The 21,874-nt window shown below is 36.2% G+C and carries 19 protein-coding genes and 1 CRISPR repeat array; of the genes, 2 read left to right on the top strand and 17 right to left on the bottom strand.

The annotated features are described in order from the left end of the window. Positions 1-73: 73 nt before the first annotated feature. The 7 genes from JZO76_RS01285 to JZO76_RS01255 form a co-directional block, all read right to left on the bottom strand. Positions 74-376 carry a nitrite reductase (NAD(P)H) small subunit gene (locus tag JZO76_RS01285; protein WP_206902356.1) on the bottom strand — a complete coding sequence of 101 codons (303 nt, stop codon included), beginning with the start codon at positions 374-376 and terminating at the stop codon, positions 74-76. After that, entirely contained in the window at positions 376-2,805 is a 2,430-nt protein-coding gene (gene nirB / locus JZO76_RS01280) for a nitrite reductase large subunit NirB (RefSeq protein WP_206902355.1), read from the bottom strand. The genes JZO76_RS01285 and nirB overlap by 1 nt, the downstream gene beginning before the upstream one ends. Positions 2,806-2,988: 183 nt before the next feature. Then, complete coding sequence (locus JZO76_RS01275; protein ID WP_206902354.1) at positions 2,989-3,447, bottom strand: precorrin-2 dehydrogenase/sirohydrochlorin ferrochelatase family protein; 459 nt, start codon at positions 3,445-3,447, stop codon at positions 2,989-2,991. Beyond that, on the bottom strand, positions 3,428-4,141 hold the full coding sequence (locus tag JZO76_RS01270; protein WP_206902353.1) for a CbiX/SirB N-terminal domain-containing protein: 714 nt from the start codon (positions 4,139-4,141) through the stop codon (positions 3,428-3,430). Before JZO76_RS01270 ends, JZO76_RS01275 begins: the two co-directional genes overlap by 20 nt. 25 nt (positions 4,142-4,166) lie before the next feature. Continuing rightward, positions 4,167-4,799 carry a response regulator transcription factor gene (locus tag JZO76_RS01265; protein ID WP_206902352.1) on the bottom strand — a complete coding sequence of 211 codons (633 nt, stop codon included), beginning with the start codon at positions 4,797-4,799 and terminating at the stop codon, positions 4,167-4,169. A gap of 12 nt (positions 4,800-4,811) precedes the next feature. Next, complete coding sequence (locus JZO76_RS01260) at positions 4,812-5,795, bottom strand: sensor histidine kinase (protein ID WP_206902351.1); 984 nt, start codon at positions 5,793-5,795, stop codon at positions 4,812-4,814. Continuing rightward, positions 5,792-6,229, bottom strand: coding sequence for a GAF domain-containing protein (locus tag JZO76_RS01255; RefSeq protein WP_206902350.1), 438 nt, complete (start codon positions 6,227-6,229; stop codon positions 5,792-5,794). The genes JZO76_RS01260 and JZO76_RS01255 overlap by 4 nt, the downstream gene beginning before the upstream one ends. Positions 6,230-6,326: 97 nt before the next feature. On the opposite strand from JZO76_RS01255, the gene JZO76_RS01250 reads away from it, so the two are divergent. Then, on the top strand, positions 6,327-7,808 hold the full coding sequence (locus tag JZO76_RS01250) for an amino acid permease (RefSeq protein ID WP_206902349.1): 1,482 nt from the start codon (positions 6,327-6,329) through the stop codon (positions 7,806-7,808). A 265-nt stretch (positions 7,809-8,073) separates the two neighbouring features. On the opposite strand, the gene JZO76_RS01245 is transcribed toward JZO76_RS01250, so the two are convergent. The 3 genes from JZO76_RS01245 to JZO76_RS01235 form a co-directional block, all read right to left on the bottom strand. Beyond that, on the bottom strand, positions 8,074-9,402 hold the full coding sequence (locus JZO76_RS01245) for a DUF438 domain-containing protein (RefSeq protein ID WP_206902348.1): 1,329 nt from the start codon (positions 9,400-9,402) through the stop codon (positions 8,074-8,076). Beyond that, the gene (locus tag JZO76_RS01240) at positions 9,403-9,633 is read right to left on the bottom strand and encodes a DUF1858 domain-containing protein (RefSeq protein ID WP_206902347.1); all 231 of its coding nucleotides are present in this window, start codon (positions 9,631-9,633) and stop codon (positions 9,403-9,405) included. 256 nt (positions 9,634-9,889) lie between these two features. Beyond that, positions 9,890-10,633, bottom strand: coding sequence for an oxidoreductase (locus JZO76_RS01235; protein WP_242595716.1), 744 nt, complete (start codon positions 10,631-10,633; stop codon positions 9,890-9,892). Positions 10,634-10,818: 185 nt separating this feature from the next. On the opposite strand from JZO76_RS01235, the gene JZO76_RS01230 reads away from it, so the two are divergent. Further along, positions 10,819-11,658 carry an aldo/keto reductase gene (locus JZO76_RS01230; protein ID WP_206902346.1) on the top strand — a complete coding sequence of 280 codons (840 nt, stop codon included), beginning with the start codon at positions 10,819-10,821 and terminating at the stop codon, positions 11,656-11,658. A 114-nt stretch (positions 11,659-11,772) separates the two neighbouring features. Here JZO76_RS01230 and JZO76_RS01225 read toward each other — a convergent pair whose 3' ends face one another. The 7 genes from JZO76_RS01225 to JZO76_RS01195 all read right to left on the bottom strand — a co-directional run bounded on the left by JZO76_RS01225 (position 11,773) and on the right by JZO76_RS01195 (position 21,844). After that, entirely contained in the window at positions 11,773-12,558 is a 786-nt protein-coding gene (locus JZO76_RS01225) for a Cof-type HAD-IIB family hydrolase (protein ID WP_206902345.1), read from the bottom strand. 174 nt (positions 12,559-12,732) lie between these two features. Next, a CRISPR array of direct repeats spans positions 12,733-13,756; the repeat unit is 36 nt; unit sequence GTTTTGGAGACATTCAAAACAACATAGCTCTAAAAC. A gap of 116 nt (positions 13,757-13,872) precedes the next feature. Continuing rightward, positions 13,873-14,532 (bottom strand): type II-A CRISPR-associated protein Csn2, encoded by a 660-nt coding sequence (gene csn2 / locus JZO76_RS01220; protein WP_206902415.1) that lies wholly within the window; start codon positions 14,530-14,532, stop codon positions 13,873-13,875. Beyond that, positions 14,522-14,863, bottom strand: a complete 342-nt coding sequence (gene cas2 / locus JZO76_RS01215; RefSeq protein ID WP_206902344.1) for a CRISPR-associated endonuclease Cas2 — start codon at positions 14,861-14,863, stop codon at positions 14,522-14,524. Before cas2 ends, csn2 begins: the two co-directional genes overlap by 11 nt. Next, on the bottom strand, positions 14,860-15,726 hold the full coding sequence (gene cas1, locus JZO76_RS01210) for a type II CRISPR-associated endonuclease Cas1 (RefSeq protein WP_206902343.1): 867 nt from the start codon (positions 15,724-15,726) through the stop codon (positions 14,860-14,862). Before cas1 ends, cas2 begins: the two co-directional genes overlap by 4 nt. Further along, a complete protein-coding gene (cas9, locus tag JZO76_RS01205; protein ID WP_206902414.1) occupies positions 15,727-19,707 on the bottom strand; it encodes a type II CRISPR RNA-guided endonuclease Cas9 in 3,981 nt (1,326 codons plus the stop codon). Between the two features lie 334 nt (positions 19,708-20,041). Beyond that, positions 20,042-21,313 (bottom strand): hypothetical protein, encoded by a 1,272-nt coding sequence (locus JZO76_RS01200; protein ID WP_206902342.1) that lies wholly within the window; start codon positions 21,311-21,313, stop codon positions 20,042-20,044. Positions 21,314-21,328: 15 nt separating this feature from the next. Beyond that, complete coding sequence (locus JZO76_RS01195) at positions 21,329-21,844, bottom strand: hypothetical protein (protein ID WP_206902341.1); 516 nt, start codon at positions 21,842-21,844, stop codon at positions 21,329-21,331. Positions 21,845-21,874: the final 30 nt, after the last annotated feature.

Below are 21,874 nucleotides of genomic sequence, written 5' to 3'. Positions count from 1 at the left end.
ACAAAAGTTAAAATTGTCGCCACCTAAGCTTAAGTTTGGGTATTTTTGTCATTTTGAGTTACACACGCCAAATTTAGATTTCAACGTAAACTTCATCTTCGTCAATCATAACTGGAAAAGTCTTGATCTGACCTTCATCAGGTTCTTGAATCCTACCGTCAATAAGGGAGATTTTGTAATCCCGCATCGGTTCATAGAGGTAATCCCCTGCAACCATGCCTTCTAAAATCGGTCCTTTTGTTAAGGGACAGTAATCAGCTAAAGCGTAAATTTTCCCTTCAGAAGTCGTAAAAATCGCAATTTTTTCATCCTTAAGGGTGACCGAACGCCCCACTCGTGGAATGAGTTTACTTTTTTTGGTGGCTAAAACTTTCATTACGAAACCTCCACTTTTTCCGGTTTTTCAATCGTATACATTTTTTCTCGTAAATCAACATCTTTTGTAATTGGTCCCCACGGATCCCGCTGACCTTTTGCCTCTAATGATTCACGTAATGCTGTCCATAGCTCTACTCTTTTTTTCGTATCCAATAAGACGGTCTTCACATTATCAAAGCCCATCCGTTCAACCCAAGGCGCTGTCCGTTCACCGTAAACGCCTGTTTCACGATAATATTGCAACATTGCACCACAGAGTTCAATAACTTCAGCTTCTGTTTCAAAAGTCCCTAACATTTTGGCTTCGACAAGTTCTGTTCCGCCGTTGCCGCCAATCATTACTTGAAAGCCATTTTCCACACCAATAATCCCAAAGTCTTTTACCGCCGATTCGACACAGCTGCGAGGACAACCCGAAACACCGACTTTAAATTTGTGGGGCGTATCCAAATACTCAAATGTCTCTTCCAATTTTACCCCTAAGCCCATTGTATCTTGGGTACCAAAACGACAGAAGCTTTTCCCCACACAAGTTTTAACAGAGCGGAATACTTTGCCATACGCTTGGGCTGCAACCATATCTAATTCTTCCCATATTTTTGGCAGGTCAGCTTTTTTCACACCATAAAGGCCGATGCGCTGAGAACCGGTGACTTTGACCAATGGGACATTGTATTTTTCCGCTACTTGTGCCAATTTTAATAATTGTTGCGGTGTTGTTTGACCACCACGCATCCGGGGAATAACCGAAAAAGTCCCATCTTTTTGAATATTGGCATGCATCCGTTCGTTTACAACCCGCGATTCACGTTCATCCTCATGCTCTTTTGGCCAGGCCACATTTAAATAGAAATTGACCGCCGGACGACATTTAGGACAGCCCTCTTTATTTTTCCAGCCGAGGGTTTCAAATACTTCTTTGGTACTCAACAAATGTTTGGCATAAATTTGTGTTACCACTTGATCTCGATTTAAATCTGTACAACCACAGATTCCTGTTGCCGCTGTAACACTATCGCCCAGTTCAGCTTCTAACAAAGTTTGTACTTGCGGTTTACATTTACCACATGAAGTTCCCGCTTTTGTAACTTTCCCAACTTCAGCGACACTGGTTAATCCTTTTTCCCGGATTGAACGGAGAATATCGCCTTTTGAAACACCATTACAGCCACAAACCGTTTCATCCTCATCCCATGATAAAACATCATCGCCTGTGCCAGCACCTTCGCCAATCGCTTGTAAAACTGCGATTGTTTGTAACTCATCTAAAGATTGTCCTTTTTTCATCATGTTGTAATAGCGACTGCCGTCTTCTGTGTCGCCGTACAAAACGATACCGGCAATTTTTCCGTCTTTTAAGAAAATCTTCTTGTATTTTTTACTGCTACTATCAAAAGCTTCAATACTTTCTAGACCTTCTGTATTTACAACATTGCCCGCAGAATAAAGATCTGCCCCCGAAACTTTCAACGAAGTAAACGTCGTTGAACCTTGATAAGGCTTAATATCGGCTTGTTGTGTTAATTTATCTGCTAAAACTTTGCCCTGTTCAAATAAAGGTGCCACCAGACCATAACAAATACCATTATGTTCAGCGCATTCCCCGACTGCGTAAATATCTGGTAAATTGGTTTCCATATAGTCATTTACCACAATTCCACGATTAACCGTCAAGCCGATTTCTAGTGCCAACTCTACTGCCGGACGAATTCCAATCGACATCACAATTAAGTCGGTTGCAATCTCACTACCATCACTAAAGCGCATCCCTTCTACTCGTGTATCCCCTAGAATTTCTTTAGTGTTGTGTTCTAACAAAAATTTCAATCCTTGATTTTCAAGCTCAGCTTGTAATAACTTGCCTGCTTTTTCATCTAGTTGAGTTTCCATTAACCACTTGGCTAAGTGAACGACGGTAACGTCCATTCCTTGGTCATATAACCCTTTGGCTGCTTCTAAACCTAATAATCCACCACCGATTACGACTGCTTTTTTATATTTTGCAGCAGCTTGTAACATTGCTGCTGTATCATCAATCGTACGAAAAGCGACCACACCTTCTTTATCAACACCAGGAATTGGTAAGAGAAATGGATGTGAGCCGGTTGCAAAAAGCAGTTTGTCAAAAGGAACGACTTGTCCAGAATTGGTAGTAATAATTTTGTTTTCAGTATCGACTCCGACAGCTTCATCATGATTAATTAATTGAATGTGGTTTTCTGTATACCAAGCAATTGGATTAGTAATAATTTCTTCCACTGTCATTTTATTTTGCAAAACATTGGATAACATAATGCGATTGTAATTTGGATAAGCTTCTTTACCAATAATAGTTACTTCATAGCGATCTGGATCACGACTGATAATTTCTTCAATCGTTCGAACTCCCGCCATTCCGTTTCCGATTACGACTAAACGTTCTTTCATGGATTTTCCACCTTTATTGTTAATAGCTTCACAATAAAAGAAATCACCCTTGAAACCTATTGGGGAATCCCCTATATTTGTTGTTTATTTCACAAAGCAACCAAAAAAATGCTGCCTTTTCCTGCAAACACCAAAGTAGCCCATCACCTTTTTCTTATCCTTCGGTCAGATAAAAAAACAGCCTCAGCTATTGAGACTGTCTTCATTTCTTAAGATTTGCTGCAATTTTTCTTTTAACTCTTTTGTTTGACTTGGGCTTTTCCCCTTAGAAGAAAGTGCAATTTCAAAATCATGATACGTAAAACTCGCCAAATTAAAAAAATTACTGTTGGCTTTATTTGTCGTATCATTCACAAGTTGTGTTGGTAAAATGTCTCTTGTGATTTCATGATTCACCCTATCGTCATTGGTACAAATGAAAATCATTTGAAAATCAGCAGTGTCCCCTATTTGGTAGATTCGCTTGTGCCACGTTATCTTTTTTGCCACTGCTGCTTTTTGCACATAATCACTGGCAACAGGTGCAATTACCGTCGGACTATTTCCGGCTGCCACTAGTTTTTGAATTTTTCTAGTAGCAATCTTCCCTGCCCCGACAACTAAAATTTTCATAGTGACAACATCAAGCATGATCGGTAACATTGCTATCTGCCAACCTTTCTAAAATCGCTGCGACCACTGCTGGACTATCCGCCAAAGTGGGTAAAATCGTATCTTTAGTTCCTCGTTTTGTCACAATATCTTGTTTAATTTTTGTCGGTAAAAATCCTTCTGTGAGAAAAAGCCGTTGAACAATTAAGGGTGTCGGGATTTGGTTTAAAACTGCTGTATAAAGATGCTCACCATGGTAATTGGCAGGATAAACTTTACGTCCAGAAATTAACGTCAATTTCTGGGCAATCTCTGCTAGCTGCGCATAAGGTTCCAAAAAATGAGGCGTCCCGTGGGCGATTAATAAAACAGATTGTGGTAAAAGTTTTGGTTGCGCTGCTAATTGCTCTGCTAAAAAACGCAAAACAGCATGGGTTGTGCCAAGGGGTTCTAAATAAGTTGCAATAGCCTCTTTGGGCAAAACAGCTCCCGCGCGCATTGGCAACTCTACTTTAACGTGGGTAGCTGCAAACAATAACACTGGCAAAAAGATAAATTCCTGGCAGCCTTTTGCAACAAGTTTTGCAATGCTATCTTCTAACGTTTGATGTTTTCCTTCTAAAAAACCGATGGCAAAAGGAACTGATACTGCTCGCGCTGCCTGTTCAATGGCAGCAATATTCGTTTTGACAATGTGATCTTGGCGTCCGTGTAAAACAAATATAACCCCTTTTTTTGCTGGCACAACTTTTCCTCCTTTAAAAAAACTACTAAAAATCGATCAAATGGTGCTTTAAACTATATTGCAATAAGCTAGCATAACTATCCAACTGCAACTTTTTACGAATATTGGCCTTATGGACTTCCACTGTTTTCACAGAAATAAAAAGTCGTTCGGCAATTTCTTTATTGTTATACCCTAATGCAATCAAAGGTAATATTTCTTTTTCTCTTTTAGATAAGCTGGCATATAAACGATCTTCTTGTCCATGAGCAATTTCATTTAACGCCTCTTCATCATAGCCAGCATAATAACGTTTGCCTAAAAAAACGTTACGAATTCCTGTTAATAGTTCTTCATCAGTGGCACTTTTTAATACGAAACCATCCGCATGTGCCGCTAATGCACCACGTATATAAGATTCTTCATCATGCATTGTCAAAAGAATAACTTTTACATTAGGATGCGCTTCTTTGACCCGTTTAGTCGTAACCAACCCATTTTCTCCTGGAGGCATACTGATATCTAGCAAAACGATATCTACCGGCAAATTTTCAATTTTCATGAAGACCTCGTTGCCATCGGCAGCATCGCCAATAACTTCCATGTCCGCTTGTGCATTAATCATAAAAGCCAATGCGTTACGAACCAAAGCATGATCGTCTGCAATCAAAATTTTCATGGCGCTCCTCCTTTAATTCTTTGCGGCATCACTATGCTCTAATGGTACCGTAATTTTTATTTTTGTACCTTGATTTGGCTCAGTAACTAAACTAAAGCTGCCATTTAAAGCGTGAATTCGCTCTTGCATGTTCATTAAACCTAAGCCTTTTTTTTCCTGCAGTAAATGAAAGCCCCGACCATAATCAACAATTTCAATTGTTAAAAAAGTTTGAAAAGTCAAAGTTAATTGCACTTGATTCACACCCGCATACTTCATAGCATTGGCCACTGCTTCTTGTACCACACGATATAAAGTCGTCCGTACAGTTTCAGATAAGGAAGCTTGCTCTCCTGTAACCGTTAAGTCAATTTCAAATCCCGTCATTTCTTCTGTGCGGGCAATAAATTGCTCCAATGCCGGTACAAGACCAAAGGCATCTAAGGACATGGGACGCAATTCACCAGCTAAATCGCGGACTTCTTCAAGTACCTCAGCAAAATGGCGGTCAATGGCTTGCAACTTTTCAGGCTGCATTTCTGGTGTTATCCACTTTAACCCCCTTGTTTCCAACATCAAACTGTAAATACTTTGGGCAATCCCATCATGTAGATCTTTGGCAATTTTTTTCCGTTCACTTTCTCTAGCGTCATTTAAATACCCAAAAAGCGAATTCACATTATCTGAGGCTTTTTGTAGGGTAATTTGAAGCAAAGTTGCCTGCTTGCCAAAAGTAACTTGCCCCCAAAATTCATGGGGATTTTTATCTTGATCTAGTAAAATGAGAGGAAAGCCAGCTGGGGTAATTTCACCTACAACAAAAAAATTACTTTTCTTTTCAGGCACAAGCTCAGAAGCGGTATTCTCTTCTTTGGCAATCGCAATTATTTTTGCCAAGTCAAGACGATAGCTTTTTTCTAATTTTTTTGCCGCTAATGTCCGGTGCCATTTATTGTCTGCTAAAAGCCAGATAGCTTCAGACAATTGAGCAAAAAGATTTTCCTCAAACATAATCATGACTCCAACTCCTTTAAAGTTGGTGCTAATATTTCAGCAGCTGTCACTACAGCTTTTATTTCAGTGGGGGTAAAGGCGTGAGTATGGCGAAAACCAATCGCCAAAATACCGATTACTTCGTTTTTTACGGTGACTGGAACGGCCAGCATGCTATCCAATGCCTCCACTCTGGCAATCGGGTACTCTAATAATTTATCTGGCTGACTAAAAATAGCTTCATCTGCTTGCGGACGTCCCGTTTTCCAAACCATTCCGGCAATCCCACGCCCAACTTTCAAACGAATCTTCTGATAAGCTTCACTTTTATTTCCGCTAACATAACGCCAACGAATAGTTTGTGGGGCATTTGCAGGTGCACAATTCACCGCAATCCCAATAAAATCGCAGCGCCATAAACTTCTTTTTTCTTGCAACCAATTTACTATATCTTTCATCTGCTACTCCAATTCCCTATATTTCAACAACCAACTTGTAGTTTGTTACAAAACTCACTAATATAATACCGTAATCTTACGAGGAGGCAATCACTTGATGCAAAAAAACATGTCCATCACAACATTAATGTTGCTTATTATTACTACCGTTTATTCATTTTCAAGTATGGCGACTGCCTTTTTTATGCTGGGGACCAAATCATTGGCATGGTTTATTATTAGCGCACTTTGCTATTTTATCCCCTATGCTCTTATTGTAGCGCAATACAGCAAAAAATACGCCCATCAAAAAGGCACTATTTATGATTGGTTAAAAGATTCCTTCTCCCCTAAAGTTGCCTTTATTACTGCTTTTTTATGGTATTGCAGTTATTTCACTTGGATGGTCAGTCTCTTTATGAAATTGATGATTCCTTTATCTATTTTGCTGTTTGGCAGTGATATGACTGGCCAAATGAATTGGTTCAACTTGCCCGCCCAAGTCTGGTTAGCACTTTTAGCTATTCTTGCTGTTTTATGTTTAACCTATTTATTAAGTCGCGGGTTTAAAACTATTTTATCTTTTTTAAAAATCAGTAGCTTGGCCATGGTTGCACTTTTACTACTTTCGCTTTTTAGTAACCTGACTTTATTAGTATTACAACCTGCCAATTTTATTCCAAACTTAGTTAAAAGTTGGCAGGCACCCAGCTTTTTTGCCGGAACGTATGACCACTTTTTTAGCCAATTACCCTTTTTCATCTTTGCAATCACAGCATTTGGTGGTTTAGATACTGTCGCTAGTTTAGCAGATAAAACCAAAGAAAGCCGCAAAAAATTTCCTCAAGCGGTTATTTTCAGTGCAGGAATTATCGCTTTATTATACATCTTAGGCATCATTTTATGGAGTGGAACAAACGATATCACAGCTTTACGTCAAACCAATCAAATGCACTTGGGAAATCTGATGTATGGCTTAACTGGTAGCTTAGCAAAATCATTGGCACAAGCTTTCGGTTTTAATTACTGGCAGACGAATCTTTTGTATCAATTTTATATTCGCTATACAGCTTTTACCTTATTAACAGCTTACTTAGGGCTGCTTTCTTCCATTACTTACGGACCTTTAAAAAGCTTAATTACCGGCACGCCAAAAGAAATATGGCCGAAGTCTTTTATTAAACTCAACCACAAACAAATGCCAGATAATGCCCTCTGGCTACAAGCAGGTGTGATTAGTATTTGTATTGCCGCATTATCTTTTAACAATCAAATTATCGGAAATCTATTCAATCAACTTACCTATATGACCAATGTTTCCCGCGCATTACCCTATTTTGTGGTGGCCGCAAGCTTTCCTTTTTTCATTAGAAAAAATATCGTCGGACAAGAAGAACTTTTAATTTCTGATAAAAGAGTCAATCATCTGCTTTCTATCAGTGTTTGCCTCTGTGTAGCAGTCGCAATTTTTTTTCAAGTCTATGAACCTCTGAAAGCCGGTGAATATAACAATGTGCTCACGTTAATTTTAGGACCAGGCTTATTTGCACTACTAGCCGCCAAATTGTACCAACGCTTTGAGCGTAGCCAACCTATTTAGCCAAAACTTGCTTACAATCAATTTTGTTAAGAAATTGCGGTTTATCTTAGCTAAATAAGAACCGTAGAAATTTAGCTAAGCTTACTTAAAAAAATGCTCATGTTAAAAACTTGTTGTCTTTTTACTCTTTTAGCTTATTATCTTCAAAGTTCTTGTATAAATAAAACTGCGCTAACATTGGCAAAAATATTGGCCTGAAAATTTTTTCATCTCTTAACAACAAAAAACCTAGCGTAACTTNNAAGTTACGCTAGGTTTTTTAGTATTATTTTTGATCTAGTAGACGATTTTGCCCGTTGATAGCTTGAATTTCAGTAATATCTTGCGTGACTTCTAAACATCCCATATATTTACCTTCTTCATCTTGTAACGCAAAATAGCGAATGTATATTTTTCGCTCTTTTAAATCAATCCAAAAATCGGCAGTTTGTCGTGTGCCACTTTTAAAATCATTTAAAATCTGTTCGACAACATGCATACTTTTGGGAGGATGACAATTTACCACTTCCCGACCAATCACTGAACGGGTTCGTGGAAAGACGCGTTTTTGACCTTCCGAATAAAAACGTACCCGATCGTCTTTGTCTACAAAAGTTAAATCTACTGGTAGCACTTCAAAGATTGCAAGTAACTGCTCTAGTTTTAAACTTCCGGTGGGGAAAACTACATTTTCAGCTGAGCTTTGGTCTTGCCAATCGTAGTGTTTGCTTGGAGTTTCTTGGGTGATAGCATCGTGTGCTAATCCTGCAGCAATTTCTGCTGTTGTCTCTTTGGCCTGCGCAATCGCAGCTAAGCGGGCTGGTTTTTGATCTTGTTCATCTGCCAAAGCCTTTTGACTTGCTTTAAAAGCCAGTGGCTCAGGAATAAAGGCAAACCCAATCTCAAAGCTGTCTTTGGCGATTTCTTCCCAGTCCTTCAAACTAAAAACATCTAATGTCATCGGCGCCATGATTTCTTCTTCTTTAAAAATCATTTCTTCGATTTCTTCTTTTAGTGCTTGCCATTTTTCAGATAAAGGATTAAATGCCGCTTTTTCACTGCCAGCGTACTGGATCAAATCTTTTAACATTGCCCGTACTTGGTCGTCCACCCCCCACATAACTTGTGGTGGTGCAGTGATGCCATATTTTTCCATATAGCTAAAAATCAACGTTTCTTTGCGAGCATAATGCTTTTCGATTTGACCCAAATCTTCTAAAGCAGCCAATAAACGCTCCTTGTTTGACCAATCACCTTTTTTCATTTTCTTTAATAGCTCATCCACTTCATCTGTCAGCAAAGACTGCAACACCTGATTTTCCAATTTTAACGTGTGAATGGGATGTCCTGGTTGTTCATGCTCCAAATTAGAACGATGAATCTCATTGATTGCCCCTTTAAAGACAGCAGCATGAATATTGCATAATCGTTGTATTTCAGCTGGATTCAAACCAGATTTAATCAATGCTTTTTCGGCCGCGATAATTTCCGTTACATCGACTCCATCAAATTCTTGATTAAACAAATCTTTGGCTTCTGCAAAGGAGCCACCCTCATGTAGTAAAGCTAAAATTTCTACAATTCGCTCTTGGCGTTGTGCGCGTGTACGTTCCATTTATTTTCCTCCTGTCACGGTAAATCCTGCCGCTTCAAAAGCAGCAATAATTTGCGACAATGGTATTTTTTTCAAGCGGGCACCTTTTTCAATTGTCATATAACGACCGGCAGTTTGTAGCATCCCCGGTTTTTCAATCGCAGCAAAACCAAGCTTTGCCATAATTGCTTTCACTTCAGGATACTCTGTTACCACATCAAAAAGACTGCGCGTCAAATCAAGTTCTTTCAAATTATTCCATCTCCACAGACTATTGAGAATGATTCTCACTGACATTATACCGTGAATTGTGAAGAAAACCACTAGGAGATTTCCCTAATTAAATTTTCCATTACGTCGCTTTTACAAATAAAAAATGAATCAGGCGCTGATTTTTTTCAACTCAATATCACAAAAAAATACAGCAACGACAATCATAGAACAGTCGTTACTGTATTTTTGCATGATGGCTAGTATTTTAAATAAAATAGACTAGTATCACAGATACTCACATCGCCTTTTCAATTTTGTCTTGTTGAAGAATAATTCCCTGCAATTTCTTTGCTTGTAATTGAACATTCGTCAATCCTTTGACGGTCTTCATTTCCGCTATCGGCACAACAATCTCTTTAGCTGCAAGATAGTCTCCAGCCAGCAAGAGTTCTTTGGCCGCCAACAACTCTTTTTGCAATGACTCTTCTTTTGTAGCTACTGCCGTTTCAAATTCCAAAGCCAAGGTATTGCGTTCTTGGCAAATAGTAACCAAATGCGCTGCTTGATCACAAGCTTTATTTAAAATTGTCAATTCACTTTCAGCTTTTACCAAATCGTTTTGTCTCAAGGCTGCTTGTAATTCTGTCAGATTATTATGAAAGGCCTTTTTCTCCTCCTGAAGTTCTGCAACTTTTTCTTGCATCGCTCTAGCCTGTGCTTTTAATTCAGCGGAGCCTTTGGGGATGCGCAAAATCTTTTTACTCTGTGAGGTCACAAAATCAACGTCTAGATCTTGCCCTTTAAGTGCCAGCGCAGGTTCTAACTGCGCTTTATAAGCCAGGGCCTCCTCATCATTTTTTTTAAGAAAAAGAGCCCGTTCCACGTTAATCGCTGCATTACGATAATCCTTTTTTTCAATCGCTGCCTCTGCAGCTGCGAGTGAATCATGGTACAGCTGCTTATTTTGATACAAAAAGTAGCCGCAAGCACCACTTGCTAACACAAGTAACGTTCCCAACAAGAGAAATATCTTCTTCATTTTCGCACCCTCTCTTTCATTCCACTCATTTTTTTCTAATCTAATTGTAACGATTATTAAAAAAGATGACAAGGAAAGTGATGATCACTTTGACTATAAAAGATTAATCAGCCACGACCTATCATTTCACTCAAAATCAATTTAGTGGTAAGTTAAAAAAAAGCACATTTTAAGGAGGAAAAATCATGACAGTACCAAATCTTGTTTTAAACGATGGAAATTATATTCCTGCTCTTGGTTTTGGGACGTATAAAATTCGTGGCGATCATGGCATGCAACAAATTCTAAGTGCCATTCGTGATGGCTATCGTGCGCTTGATACTTCCACAAACTATGATAATGAGGGCATTGTTGGTGAAGCTATTAGACGCTCTGGTATACCAAGAGGAGAATTTTTTGTCACTTCAAAGTTGCCGGGAAAATATCATCATTACGAAGATGCTTTATTGTCAATTCAAGAGTCCTTACGTCGGATGGGATTGGATTATTTTGACCTTTTTCTAATTCACTGGCCTTTACCAAAAAGAGGGCTTTATCATGAAGCCTGGCAAGCACTCGTTACCGCACAAAAAATGGGCTTAGTTCGTTCCATCGGGGTTTCCAATTTTGAGCCAGAGCATTTGGACAAAATTATTGCAGATACACAAGTGATACCTGCAGTTAATCAAATCGAGCTTCATCCTTATTGGACACAAGAAAAAATGCTCGCAGAAAATAAAAAACGCGGTATTATTACGGAAGCTTGGAGTCCGCTAGGTCGGGCTAGCGCTTCTTTAAAAGAACCCTTAATTCAAGATTTAGCGAAAAAATACAATAAAAATGCCGGTCAAATCATCTTACGTTGGCATTATGAACGAGGGATCATCCCAATTCCCAAAGCAAGTTCATTAATTCATCAACGATTAAATCTTGATATTTTTGATTTTGCTTTAATGCCAAATGAGATCGCGGCAATTACAGCTTTAAATAAGCCCGACGGTCGGATTAACGACCAAGATCCTAACGAATACGAAGAGTTTGAATAAAATATAAAACACCTGCTGATATTTATGCTTAAATGTAGCGACCGCTAAAGATTAGATCTTAGTCTAACTTTTGAGGTAGCTACAAAAAACATAAACTTCAAGCAGGTGTTTTCTTTATTTAACTAGCCCTAGCATCTCACATGCATGCCAAATCCCGTCATCTCCGACTCTTTTGGTTACAAACTTCGCTTTTGCTTTTAGCGCTTGGCAGGCATTTCCCATCGCGACCGGATAACCGACAGCATCAAACATCGCCAAATCATTTTCCTCATCACCAAAAGCCAAGGCTTCTTCTGGTTGAATGTTTAATTTTTCCAATATTTCATGTACACCCGTTGCCTTTGAAACTTGAGCTAAGTGAACATCCATTACGACTGGTGCCACTTTTTCAGCTATCAGTAAATTATTTTCCACTTGGAGATAGTTACGATCTTCCATGCGGACAATTAACTGAATAACATCTTGCGGTAATTCTTGAATATCTTTAACATATTCAATATATTTTGCAGCAGCATCTTCTGTCGCAACTTCCATACTTGTTGCTAAAAAACGTTCCGGTGTTTCAATAATGTAACGAATTTTCTGCCGATCAAATTCCGCCATCGTCGCTTTCAATGTCTGCTGATCAATTGGATGAAGCGCTAGCTCTGCTCCTTTATACAAAACCTGTGTACCATTAGAAGCAACTAAACTTTCTACCCCCAACTCTGCTGCAAATTCCCGCAGCATCAAATGATTTCGACCTGACGCAATGACAGGCTCAATCCCATTTTGCTTTAGTTGCCGTAATGCTTCTTTAGCTGATGCTGGAATTCTTTGCAAAATTCCCATCTCATGGGGCAATTCATTGTCAGCTAGTGTTCCATCAATATCAAAAAATGCAATTTTAAATTGTGTCATAGTAAACCTCTTTCTACTTTCTCTTATCTCAATTTTATCAGTTAATGAAAGAGATTACATCGGGAAATAGAAAATACAACTAACTGAAAACAACATAGCTCTAAAACACACTAGAAGCCTGTTCTTGCAACATAGCTCTAAAACGATAGTTAAAGCATCAATAAAAATTAATTTGTTTTGGAGACATTCAAAACAACATAGCTCTAAAACATGGCAATAGTCAGGTTTTACCGAAGGATTGTTTTGGAGACATTCAAAACAACATAGCTCTAAAACTAAGAAAGGACGGTTTCTGCTGTAGTACCTGTTTTGGAGACATTCAAAACAACATAGCTCTAAAACGCCTAAATATCTGACTGATTGACCAGGGTAGTTTTGGAGACATTCAAAACAACATAGCTCTAAAACCAATGAATAACTTGTGATTTCTTCGTTAAAGTTTTGGAGACATTCAAAACAACATAGCTCTAAAACCATCCCAATCCTTGAAAAGAGGTTTTCCATGTTTTGGAGACATTCAAAACAACATAGCTCTAAAACACTCATTTTTGTAGTTAAAACTACCAAAAAGTTTTGGAGACATTCAAAACAACATAGCTCTAAAACTTCAATTGTTTCTTCAACTTTTTTAGCCAGTTTTGGAGACATTCAAAACAACATAGCTCTAAAACAGTTAATTCGTTTGGTGGAAATGTGGAGGAGTTTTGGAGACATTCAAAACAACATAGCTCTAAAACTTTTGAGGTGACTGAATATGACGATTAAAGGTTTTGGAGACATTCAAAACAACATAGCTCTAAAACATATTCATGATCCTAATACTGGCGCTACAGGTTTTGGAGACATTCAAAACAACATAGCTCTAAAACAGTAACAGTAGATGAAATCAAACAGGTTAGTTTTGGAGACATTCAAAACAACATAGCTCTAAAACTTGTTGAGGAAGCTAAAGCAACTAAAGAACGTTTTGGAGACATTCAAAACAACATAGCTCTAAAACGAGGGACAAGATGTTCAAGGTAATTCTATTGTTTTGGAGACATTCAAAACAACATAGCTCTAAAACTCAGGTGAAGGAAAAAAGTTGCAAAGTGATGTTTTGGAGACATTCAAAACAACATAGCTCTAAAACAGTCGGTAAAACTGATGAAACATGTAGATAGTTTTGGAGACATTCAAAACAACATAGCTCTAAAACCTCGTAGATTTTTGGGGTTTCGTAATCGCGCTACTAGTCCATAGCAAGACTTCAATAAAGAATATCTCCGTTTTGTTGAAATTTTATATATTTAATTTTCAAAGAACAAAGAATTACTACACATCTTTTTCTGTTAAGAAAAAATCTTCATCCAAAATAAATTGTCTAACATCTTCTATTTTTCTTGGTTCAACGAAAAAAACGTCCACATTATTCAATGAAATATACTCTTGTAATTCATCAACTTCATCATGTGTTAAATATGAACATGTATTCAAAAAGATTAATAATTTCTTCTTGGAAAGATACTTGTATACTTGAATAATCTCTATCATCTTTTCAAAAATTGTATCACTTCTTGTTTCAATTTTTACACCTAACGCCTTAAAAAGTTCGTTAACTGTAATTTCATCTTCTTCTAAATCTAGTTCATGCTCTAACAATTCATAACCAATCAATTCACTGATTGTAGCTGTCAATTTATCAATCATTGATTTCACTTCTGGCTTTTCACCCAATTGCAGCTCCAAGTCTGCATAAATTAATTTTAGTGTGGCTGCCGAATTAATATCATAACCAAGTACGTCAGTAATCAACATTATTTCAGTCATTTTTAAATTCTTTTGATTGTTATCAAATAGTTTAAGCTCGCTAGTTTCATCATAACTGTAAAGTAGTTTAACAAAATGAGCAAAAGCTTTTACATCCTCGATACAAAAAAAAGTAGCATTTTCTATCTCAATTGCTTTTTCGATTAAATTAAAATTAAACTTCATCATAAGCATCACCTAAAAAGACTAACCGCGTATCTGTATTTCCAATACACTCGTCTCTATCCCCACAAAGATAAACCATTCGTGAAAACTGTTTCTCTGTTACGGTCAAAATATTCACTAACCCTTTACGAGGGTTATTTTGTTTTAATCTCGCCACCATAGCAGTCTTAGCTGACCCATTTAATAAAATTTTACTATAAACAGAAAATTGATGCATGATGAATCCTTCGCTAAGTAGAAACTTGCGAAATTTACGATACGCTTTTCGATCATCACTTGTATCAGTTGGAAGGTCAAACATAACTAACATTCTCATATAACGATAACTCATATCCTAAATTCAGGAACTCCTTTCTTTTCATTATTTAGAACTTTTATAACCTTTTTTGTATAGTCATTGATGATGTTACTTAAAAACATTTTTTGTTTATTGTATTCATAGTTCTCAATGAATAAATCAAACAACATTCGTTTGATTACCGGAAATTCTTCACTTCGATTTTCATATACAATTTGATCTACTAATGGGCGAAAAGGTTCCATCAAATCACTTGCTAGGTTAAAATCGTTAAATTGATTTGAATGCTTTAATCCTAATTGTGTAAAACAACCAGCCTTAACAATCTCTCTGGCAAACATACTCATTAATAATGTGTAGCCATAATCCAAGCCCGCGTTAATTGCTGTTTCCTGTTCCCTAGTAAATGTATTACCAAAAAGCGTATTAAAGTAAATTCTAGCCGCATGTCCTTCTCTATTAGAGGGATCAAATCGTTCTAATCCCTCTAATAAATTCCGTAGTGATTCAACTTTTTCTAAAAATCCACACAACTCTAAATGAATCATCTGATTTCTAATTTTTTGACTGATTATCTCGGTCCAAACATCACCTTGTAAATCAGCATCCCATTGCAATTGTCTTTGTAATTGTAAACTGCTATCATGTCTCGCGTAAAATGGTGCCAATTTTCCTACAGGTAACCGCTTATCATCACAAAAAATAATATCAACATTTTCATCAGCTAGTCTTTTTATCAACATTGTAGTGATAGAAATGTCTGTTGTTTCCAACAACAATACATCAATTTCGGATAAGTGGATTAATTCACTCTGATTAACAGTTTTGTACACCAGATGATTATTTTTATAGGATAATTTGGAATGTGTGTTAACAATGACTGTCCGCCACCCCATCTAATCACCTAGCTTTCTTCTTGTTTCATGTAATCCTGTAATTGAATAGTCGATTAGAATTGATTCATTTATTGTCAATTTATCTTTTTTGCTAGTATAGCGAGTTCGTCCAACTACTGTCATCTTTTTATCATTTTCATCTGTGTACGTTCCTACGGCTGTTGTCCCACTGCTCGTAATATTTAATAGTGAAACAATCACTTCAAATTCTTGTTCTAAAGTTCTATTCTCCGGTATTTTAATTTTCTGAATATCTGCAAGTTGATTTTTTTCAATAAAGGCAAAAATTATATTTTTTAATTCAGTGAAGTACTCGCGATTTTGAAGAATAAAATTCTGATTTTCTTCAGCTGCATCCCCAAACCGTTTTAAGAAGTAAATATATTTCACTAATTTTGGTTCTAAAAATAATTGATTCCATTTTGCTGATTCATTCAAGCTCGATGTATATCGATAGAATCCTTCCGGCTGTAAGAAAACTTGATTTCGTAAAATTTTCAATTGACCTTTATAATGAATTTGCTCAGTCCTCTTTATTGATTTTAATTTACCCTTTTCAATACCAATAAAAGCCTCTTTTTCTTCAATAAAACCGCCATATTTGCTAATTTCTAGTGGAATAAAACTACCATCGCTTCTTTTAAATTTAGACTTAATACAATTCTTACCATTTCCACCTCTGCCACTGATAGATTGTTTAAATAGTAATTTACCATCTTCGTTGGATGCCCTATTTTCTAGTTTTTTAGTAAAATTCATTTGACGGGAACTTAAGACTTTCTTCACTACTTTAATAGAATTTGGAGACCATAGTATTTCTCCTGTTTCTTGATTGACTATCGTTTCTCCTGACGTAAAGAATTTCATCAGATTTGTCATCATTTGTTTTCGCGCTGTAGCTTTATTTTCTTTAAATGAATTAAATTTACGATAATCGCCATATACAAATTCCGGCTTTAGTTTTGGATAAACTTTTAATAAAGTAATAGCTACAACACCATTTAAGTATGCGTCATGGGCATGGTGATAATCATTGATTTCCCGAACTTTATAGAATTGAATTCCTTTTCTAAATTGACTAGTCAAAGCAGATTTAAGCGTCACAATATCTACACGATCATTTTCATCTACGTTAAATCGTTGATTTAAGATTCTAGCGACATGTTTGGTTATTTGACGTGTTTCGACAAGTTGGCGATGTATAAAGCCAGCTTTATCTTCATCAGTTAGCTTCCCACGGGTCAAATTATCGTATTTGCGTTGCGTCATCAAACCAGATTTCAAAAATGAATCCCAAACAGTACGCATTTTTCTAACTACGTCCTCGCTAGGTACATCGTCTTTTTTACCTCGATTCTTTTCAGAGCTTGTTAATACACGATTATCAATCGAATTGTCTGTAATAAAACTTCGCGGAATAATATGGTCAATATCATACTTTGATAAATTTTCAATATCCAATGCTTCACCAGTATATATATCTTTGCCATTTTGTAGGTAATAAAGGTACAGTCTATCATTACGTAACGAAAGATTATTAGTAGGATACTGATCCAGAATCTTACTACCAAAATCTTTCATGGCATCTTCCAAACGTTTTAAACGAGCGCTTGAGTTTTTTCTTCCAGTACTAGTTGTTTGATTTTCTCTTGCCATCTCTACAACGATATTTTTAGGCTTATATCCCATAATTTCTACTAATTCGTCAACAATTTGCAAACTCTGCAAGATTCCTTTTTTTATTGCTGGACTACCGGGTATATTTTGTACTATATCAACTAAATCTTCATTGTCTTCTTTTTCCAGCTCTTTTTGAATTATTTCTTTAAACGATAAACGATCATCATTAATTAATTGCATAAAGTTACGATTACGATTTTTAGGACTATCATCATCATCGATTAAATAGTCTAAAATCGTTTTACCGCTCTGTGAATCTGTGATTCCGTTAATCAATTGTTTAGACAACCGTCCCCACCCAGTATAATGACGACGTTCTAATTTTTTTAACACCTTATCTGAAAATATTCCACGATATTCTATCAACTGCTTATGAATCATTTGACGATCTTCAAAAACAGTCAGAATTTTAACTAAATCTTCCAATACGTCTTCATTTTGTTGCTTGTCTAAAAAATCGGCATCGATACCTATTTTAATAAAATCATGATACGTATTGAATTTAGCATTAAATTCTTTTTCTACACCAATAATTTCTGCGGTTTCAATGTTGTATTCATTTCTTAAAAATACTTCCAAATCCCTTTTACTTACTTTTCGGTTCTTTTTGAAAAGTTCGTTAAAGATTCGTACTTTCTCAGCACTGGAAAAATTCACTTCTATGCCTTGATCATTTACATACTTTATTTTAGTTAACTCATTATAAACTGAGTATTTTTCATAAAGCATGCTATGCTTTGGCAAGACTTTTTCAGTTGGTAGATAACTATCAAAATTTGTCATACGTTCGATAAATTCCATAGCTGACTGATCAATATCCACTACTTCTGTCAAATTCCAAGGACGAATTGCTTCCTCAGATTTTCGAGTTAACCAGGCAAACTTTTTATTTTCTTTACTTAATGGTCCTACAAAATAAGGAATTCTAAACGTTACTAGTTTCTCAATTTTATCTTTATAGTTAGAAAGAAAAGGATAATACTTTTCTTGGTTGTGGATAATCACTTTTAATTCATCTAAATGGATTTGATGGGGAATGACACCATTATCAAAAGTCCGTTGCTTTCTTAAAAAGTTTTCTTGCTCCATTTTATTTATAAAGTAATCTGCGTTTTCTAACTTTCCTAATATGCCTTTAAGGTACTTATAAAATTCTTCTTGTGTAGCTACTTTATTTCGTACATTTTTCGTTGCTACATAACCCGCATAACCATTTTTTGAAGGATCATCAAAAACTTCTTTATATTTTTCTGGAACATACTTTTTTATAAAAGATTTCAGTTTCTTCAAATCTGCTTGATGGTCTTTATATCGCTCAATCATACTACTAGAAAGCTTAGCTCGCGTTGCCTGATCATTAACAGTTAAAATACCAGCTAGTTCAACTGCATCATAAGCATTTTTCGCAGCTATAAATACATCGGCGTACTCATCTCCTGCTACGGCCAATAATGCTTCCAAATTCTCTTCATAATCCTCTTTAGAAAATTGAATGGTATACTCTTCTTCTAAATCAAAAACACGCTTAAATTTAGCTGAATTTCCGGCGATAAGTTTTAAAAACAACATGAAAGTACCATTGGTTTTTTCTCCACTAAATAACTTCAATACATTTTCAGCTTTTTTACTTCTAGAAAATTTTGCTGTAAATTCTTTTTCAACACGAGTAGTTTCATCCACAGGATTAATCAGGCTTCCATCTTTTTGATAAGTAAAAGCTTGATTATAAGCCTGTAAAAAATGTTTAAAGGTTTCATCAATAGAAGAATTTTGAGTATTTAGCTTACCTTCAATCAAAAAATGACCGCGATATTTCACAATATGAGCTATTGCTAAATAAATTAGTCGTAAATCAGCCTTTTCAGAAGAATCTACCAAATTTTTACGAAGATGATAAATTGTTGGAAAATCTTCATGATATTTTATCTCTTCTTCGACCGTCGCAAAAATCGGTTGTTTGCCATGCAACTTATCTTCTACCACTATAAAACTTTCATCTAAACGATTAAAGAAATTCGGATCTATTCCCTTCATTTCTTCATAAAAGAATGAGCGTAGATATTCAATCCGATTTCTACGTCTTTGTATTCTTCGTCTGGTAGTCCGACTTATTCTTCTACCTTCTGCAGTCTTCCCTCCATCAAATAAACGGACACCCCAAAAATTTTTCTTTATGTACGGTTTATCTATCTCACCTCTTACTTTCATTTTCTTTCTTACTAACTGATAGTCGTCTGTTAAAACTGCATAACCAACAGAGTGCGTTCCTATATCTAGCCCAATTGTGTAGTCCTTATTCAAATTTTCCATCTCCAATTCATTTTATTTGCAACGCTTACATTATTTGGTATAATTTACTTGTTGGTGACATTCAAATCAACATAGCAAGTTAAAATAAGGCTTAGTCCGTTATAAACTTCTAAAGTGGCGCTGTCTCGGCGCTTTTTTTTATGCTTTAATTAACGCAATAAGATTTTGTAATCGCTTTATAAATATTTTATCACAATTATTAATTTTTCTTAAACTAATATCTATTGTCAATTTATGTTACGAAAATCCTATTTTTATTCAAAAAAAAGGTAGACTACTGTCTTATTCGACTTCGTCTACCCTACACAATTTTTTTATTATTTTTTTACTGCTTCGCAGATCCATTTCCATGCCCCGGTGTATAATTCGCCGCCTCGGCAAGTGTAATTTGACGGAAATTATTAGGATTTTTTACTTGTCCATAGGTTTTGCCACTTTCTACTTTTAAAAACTTATAGCCTGGCGGTGCTTGGTGCCAACCGCCAGCGCTTGGAGTTGGGGCTGGTATTTCATTATTTGCTGAATTGTTGTCCTCTTCTTGTGCTGATTTTTCTTGTGCTGCTTTACGTTCTGCAGCTTTCTTTCTAGCAGCTTCTTCTGCTTGGCGCTTTGCTTCTATTTTGCGCTCATTGCTTACTTTATACGAACTATCATAATTTGTTTTTAAGGCTGTATAGTTACTGGATAAATCCCCTGGTTGGTAATTTTTCAGGCCCAGTGCGTCATTTAGTGCTGTCCTGACTTGGTTTAATTCTGTTTTTTCAGTGGGATTTAAGTCCCCTTTAGCTAATAATTCATTTGCAGCTTGAATTAACTTACGTGCGACTTCTTCATTTTCACTAAAATCTTGTTCGGTATCTTTTGCCCGGTCTTGTAATGTAAAAAGTAGGCTATTAGAAGCTTCGCGCCGACTTTGCAGCGTTATTAGATCATCAGCATCTTTAAAATATTTTTCGTTTTCTTTTTGTAGTTTTCCTAATTCATTTTTATCTGTTTTAGCTAAAAATTTATTTTTTTGTAGTGCCACAGCTGCTTGGTTATCAGCTTTTAGATTCGCAACGAAATTTTTCATTTCAGTTTGGTTATCTGACATTTTTTCTGCTAATGCTGCTGTTTTTTTAGCCAGTTGCCGCACTGGTTTTACTTTTTGTGGTGCGGTAATTTCAGCAAGCTCTGTTGCCAGAACTTCAACTTGCTGCTCATCTGCTTTCTCAATGAAAACTTCCTGACTTTTTTTCGTTAACATACCTAATTCGTCAATTATCTTGTTATATTCGTGAGCTGCTGTTTTGGCTTCATTTATTTCTAGTCTACTATTAATTTTTGCGAGTAATTTTTTTTGTTGCTTAATTTTATCTTGTAGTGAATCACGATTTTCTTTAGTTTTGGCTTCATCAAAAGCGACCACTGTTTGTTTTAATTCGTTTTTATCTTGTGGCGTAATAAATTCTGAAGCAATCGCTTTTTGTACTTTTTGTTCTTGTTTAGCCTGTGTATCATAAACTTCTTGGTAAGCGCTGGCATTCATCCCCGTTGCGACAAAGCCGGCACTCATAAATGCCAGTACTACTCCGATAACATCGCGTTTTAACTTCATATGTATTTCCCCTTTTTACACCAAGTCTTGTTTGCGGTTTTCAATCGAATTTCGATACCATTGCAAGGAAATCTCGATATCTTCTTTTAGTTGTTGGTCGTAGGCAATGTAATTATAGTAAGCGGTAATTTCGCCAATAATCTCATTCAAATCAGCAATTGCTTGCGCGTCATCTGTAGTATTTTTATTTTTTAACCTAGCAAATAGTTGGCCCGCTTCGTAATCAAAGTAATGCTTTAATTGATAATCAATAAAGAAAACTAGCACGTCATTTTGCAAAATTTCAGGCTGATAATTTTGCAAGAATTCGATCAATTGATGATAATATTCACTTTCTGGCTTCATTTTCTTCATTTGAAATAAAACAATCCCCATTGCAATTACGTACCAGATAAACGGACTAATTCGAAATATATCCAGTGCTGCAATAAAACTTGCCACGCCTAATAAAAGCGCAGATAAAAGAATAAGTTTTGTTAAATAGCGTTTTTTATTCTTATATAGCGATAAAATATAATAGTACTCGCTCATTTTTTACTCCTCCAATTCACTTTATTTTTT

Origin of the sequence: Candidatus Enterococcus myersii (assembly GCF_017316025.1) — a bacterium.
Taxonomy (GTDB): Bacteria; Bacillota; Bacilli; order Lactobacillales; family Enterococcaceae; genus Enterococcus_C; species Enterococcus_C montenegrensis.
The sequence above is the reverse complement of the archived record's forward strand: the minus strand, read 5'-3'. Positions and strand labels throughout refer to the sequence as shown.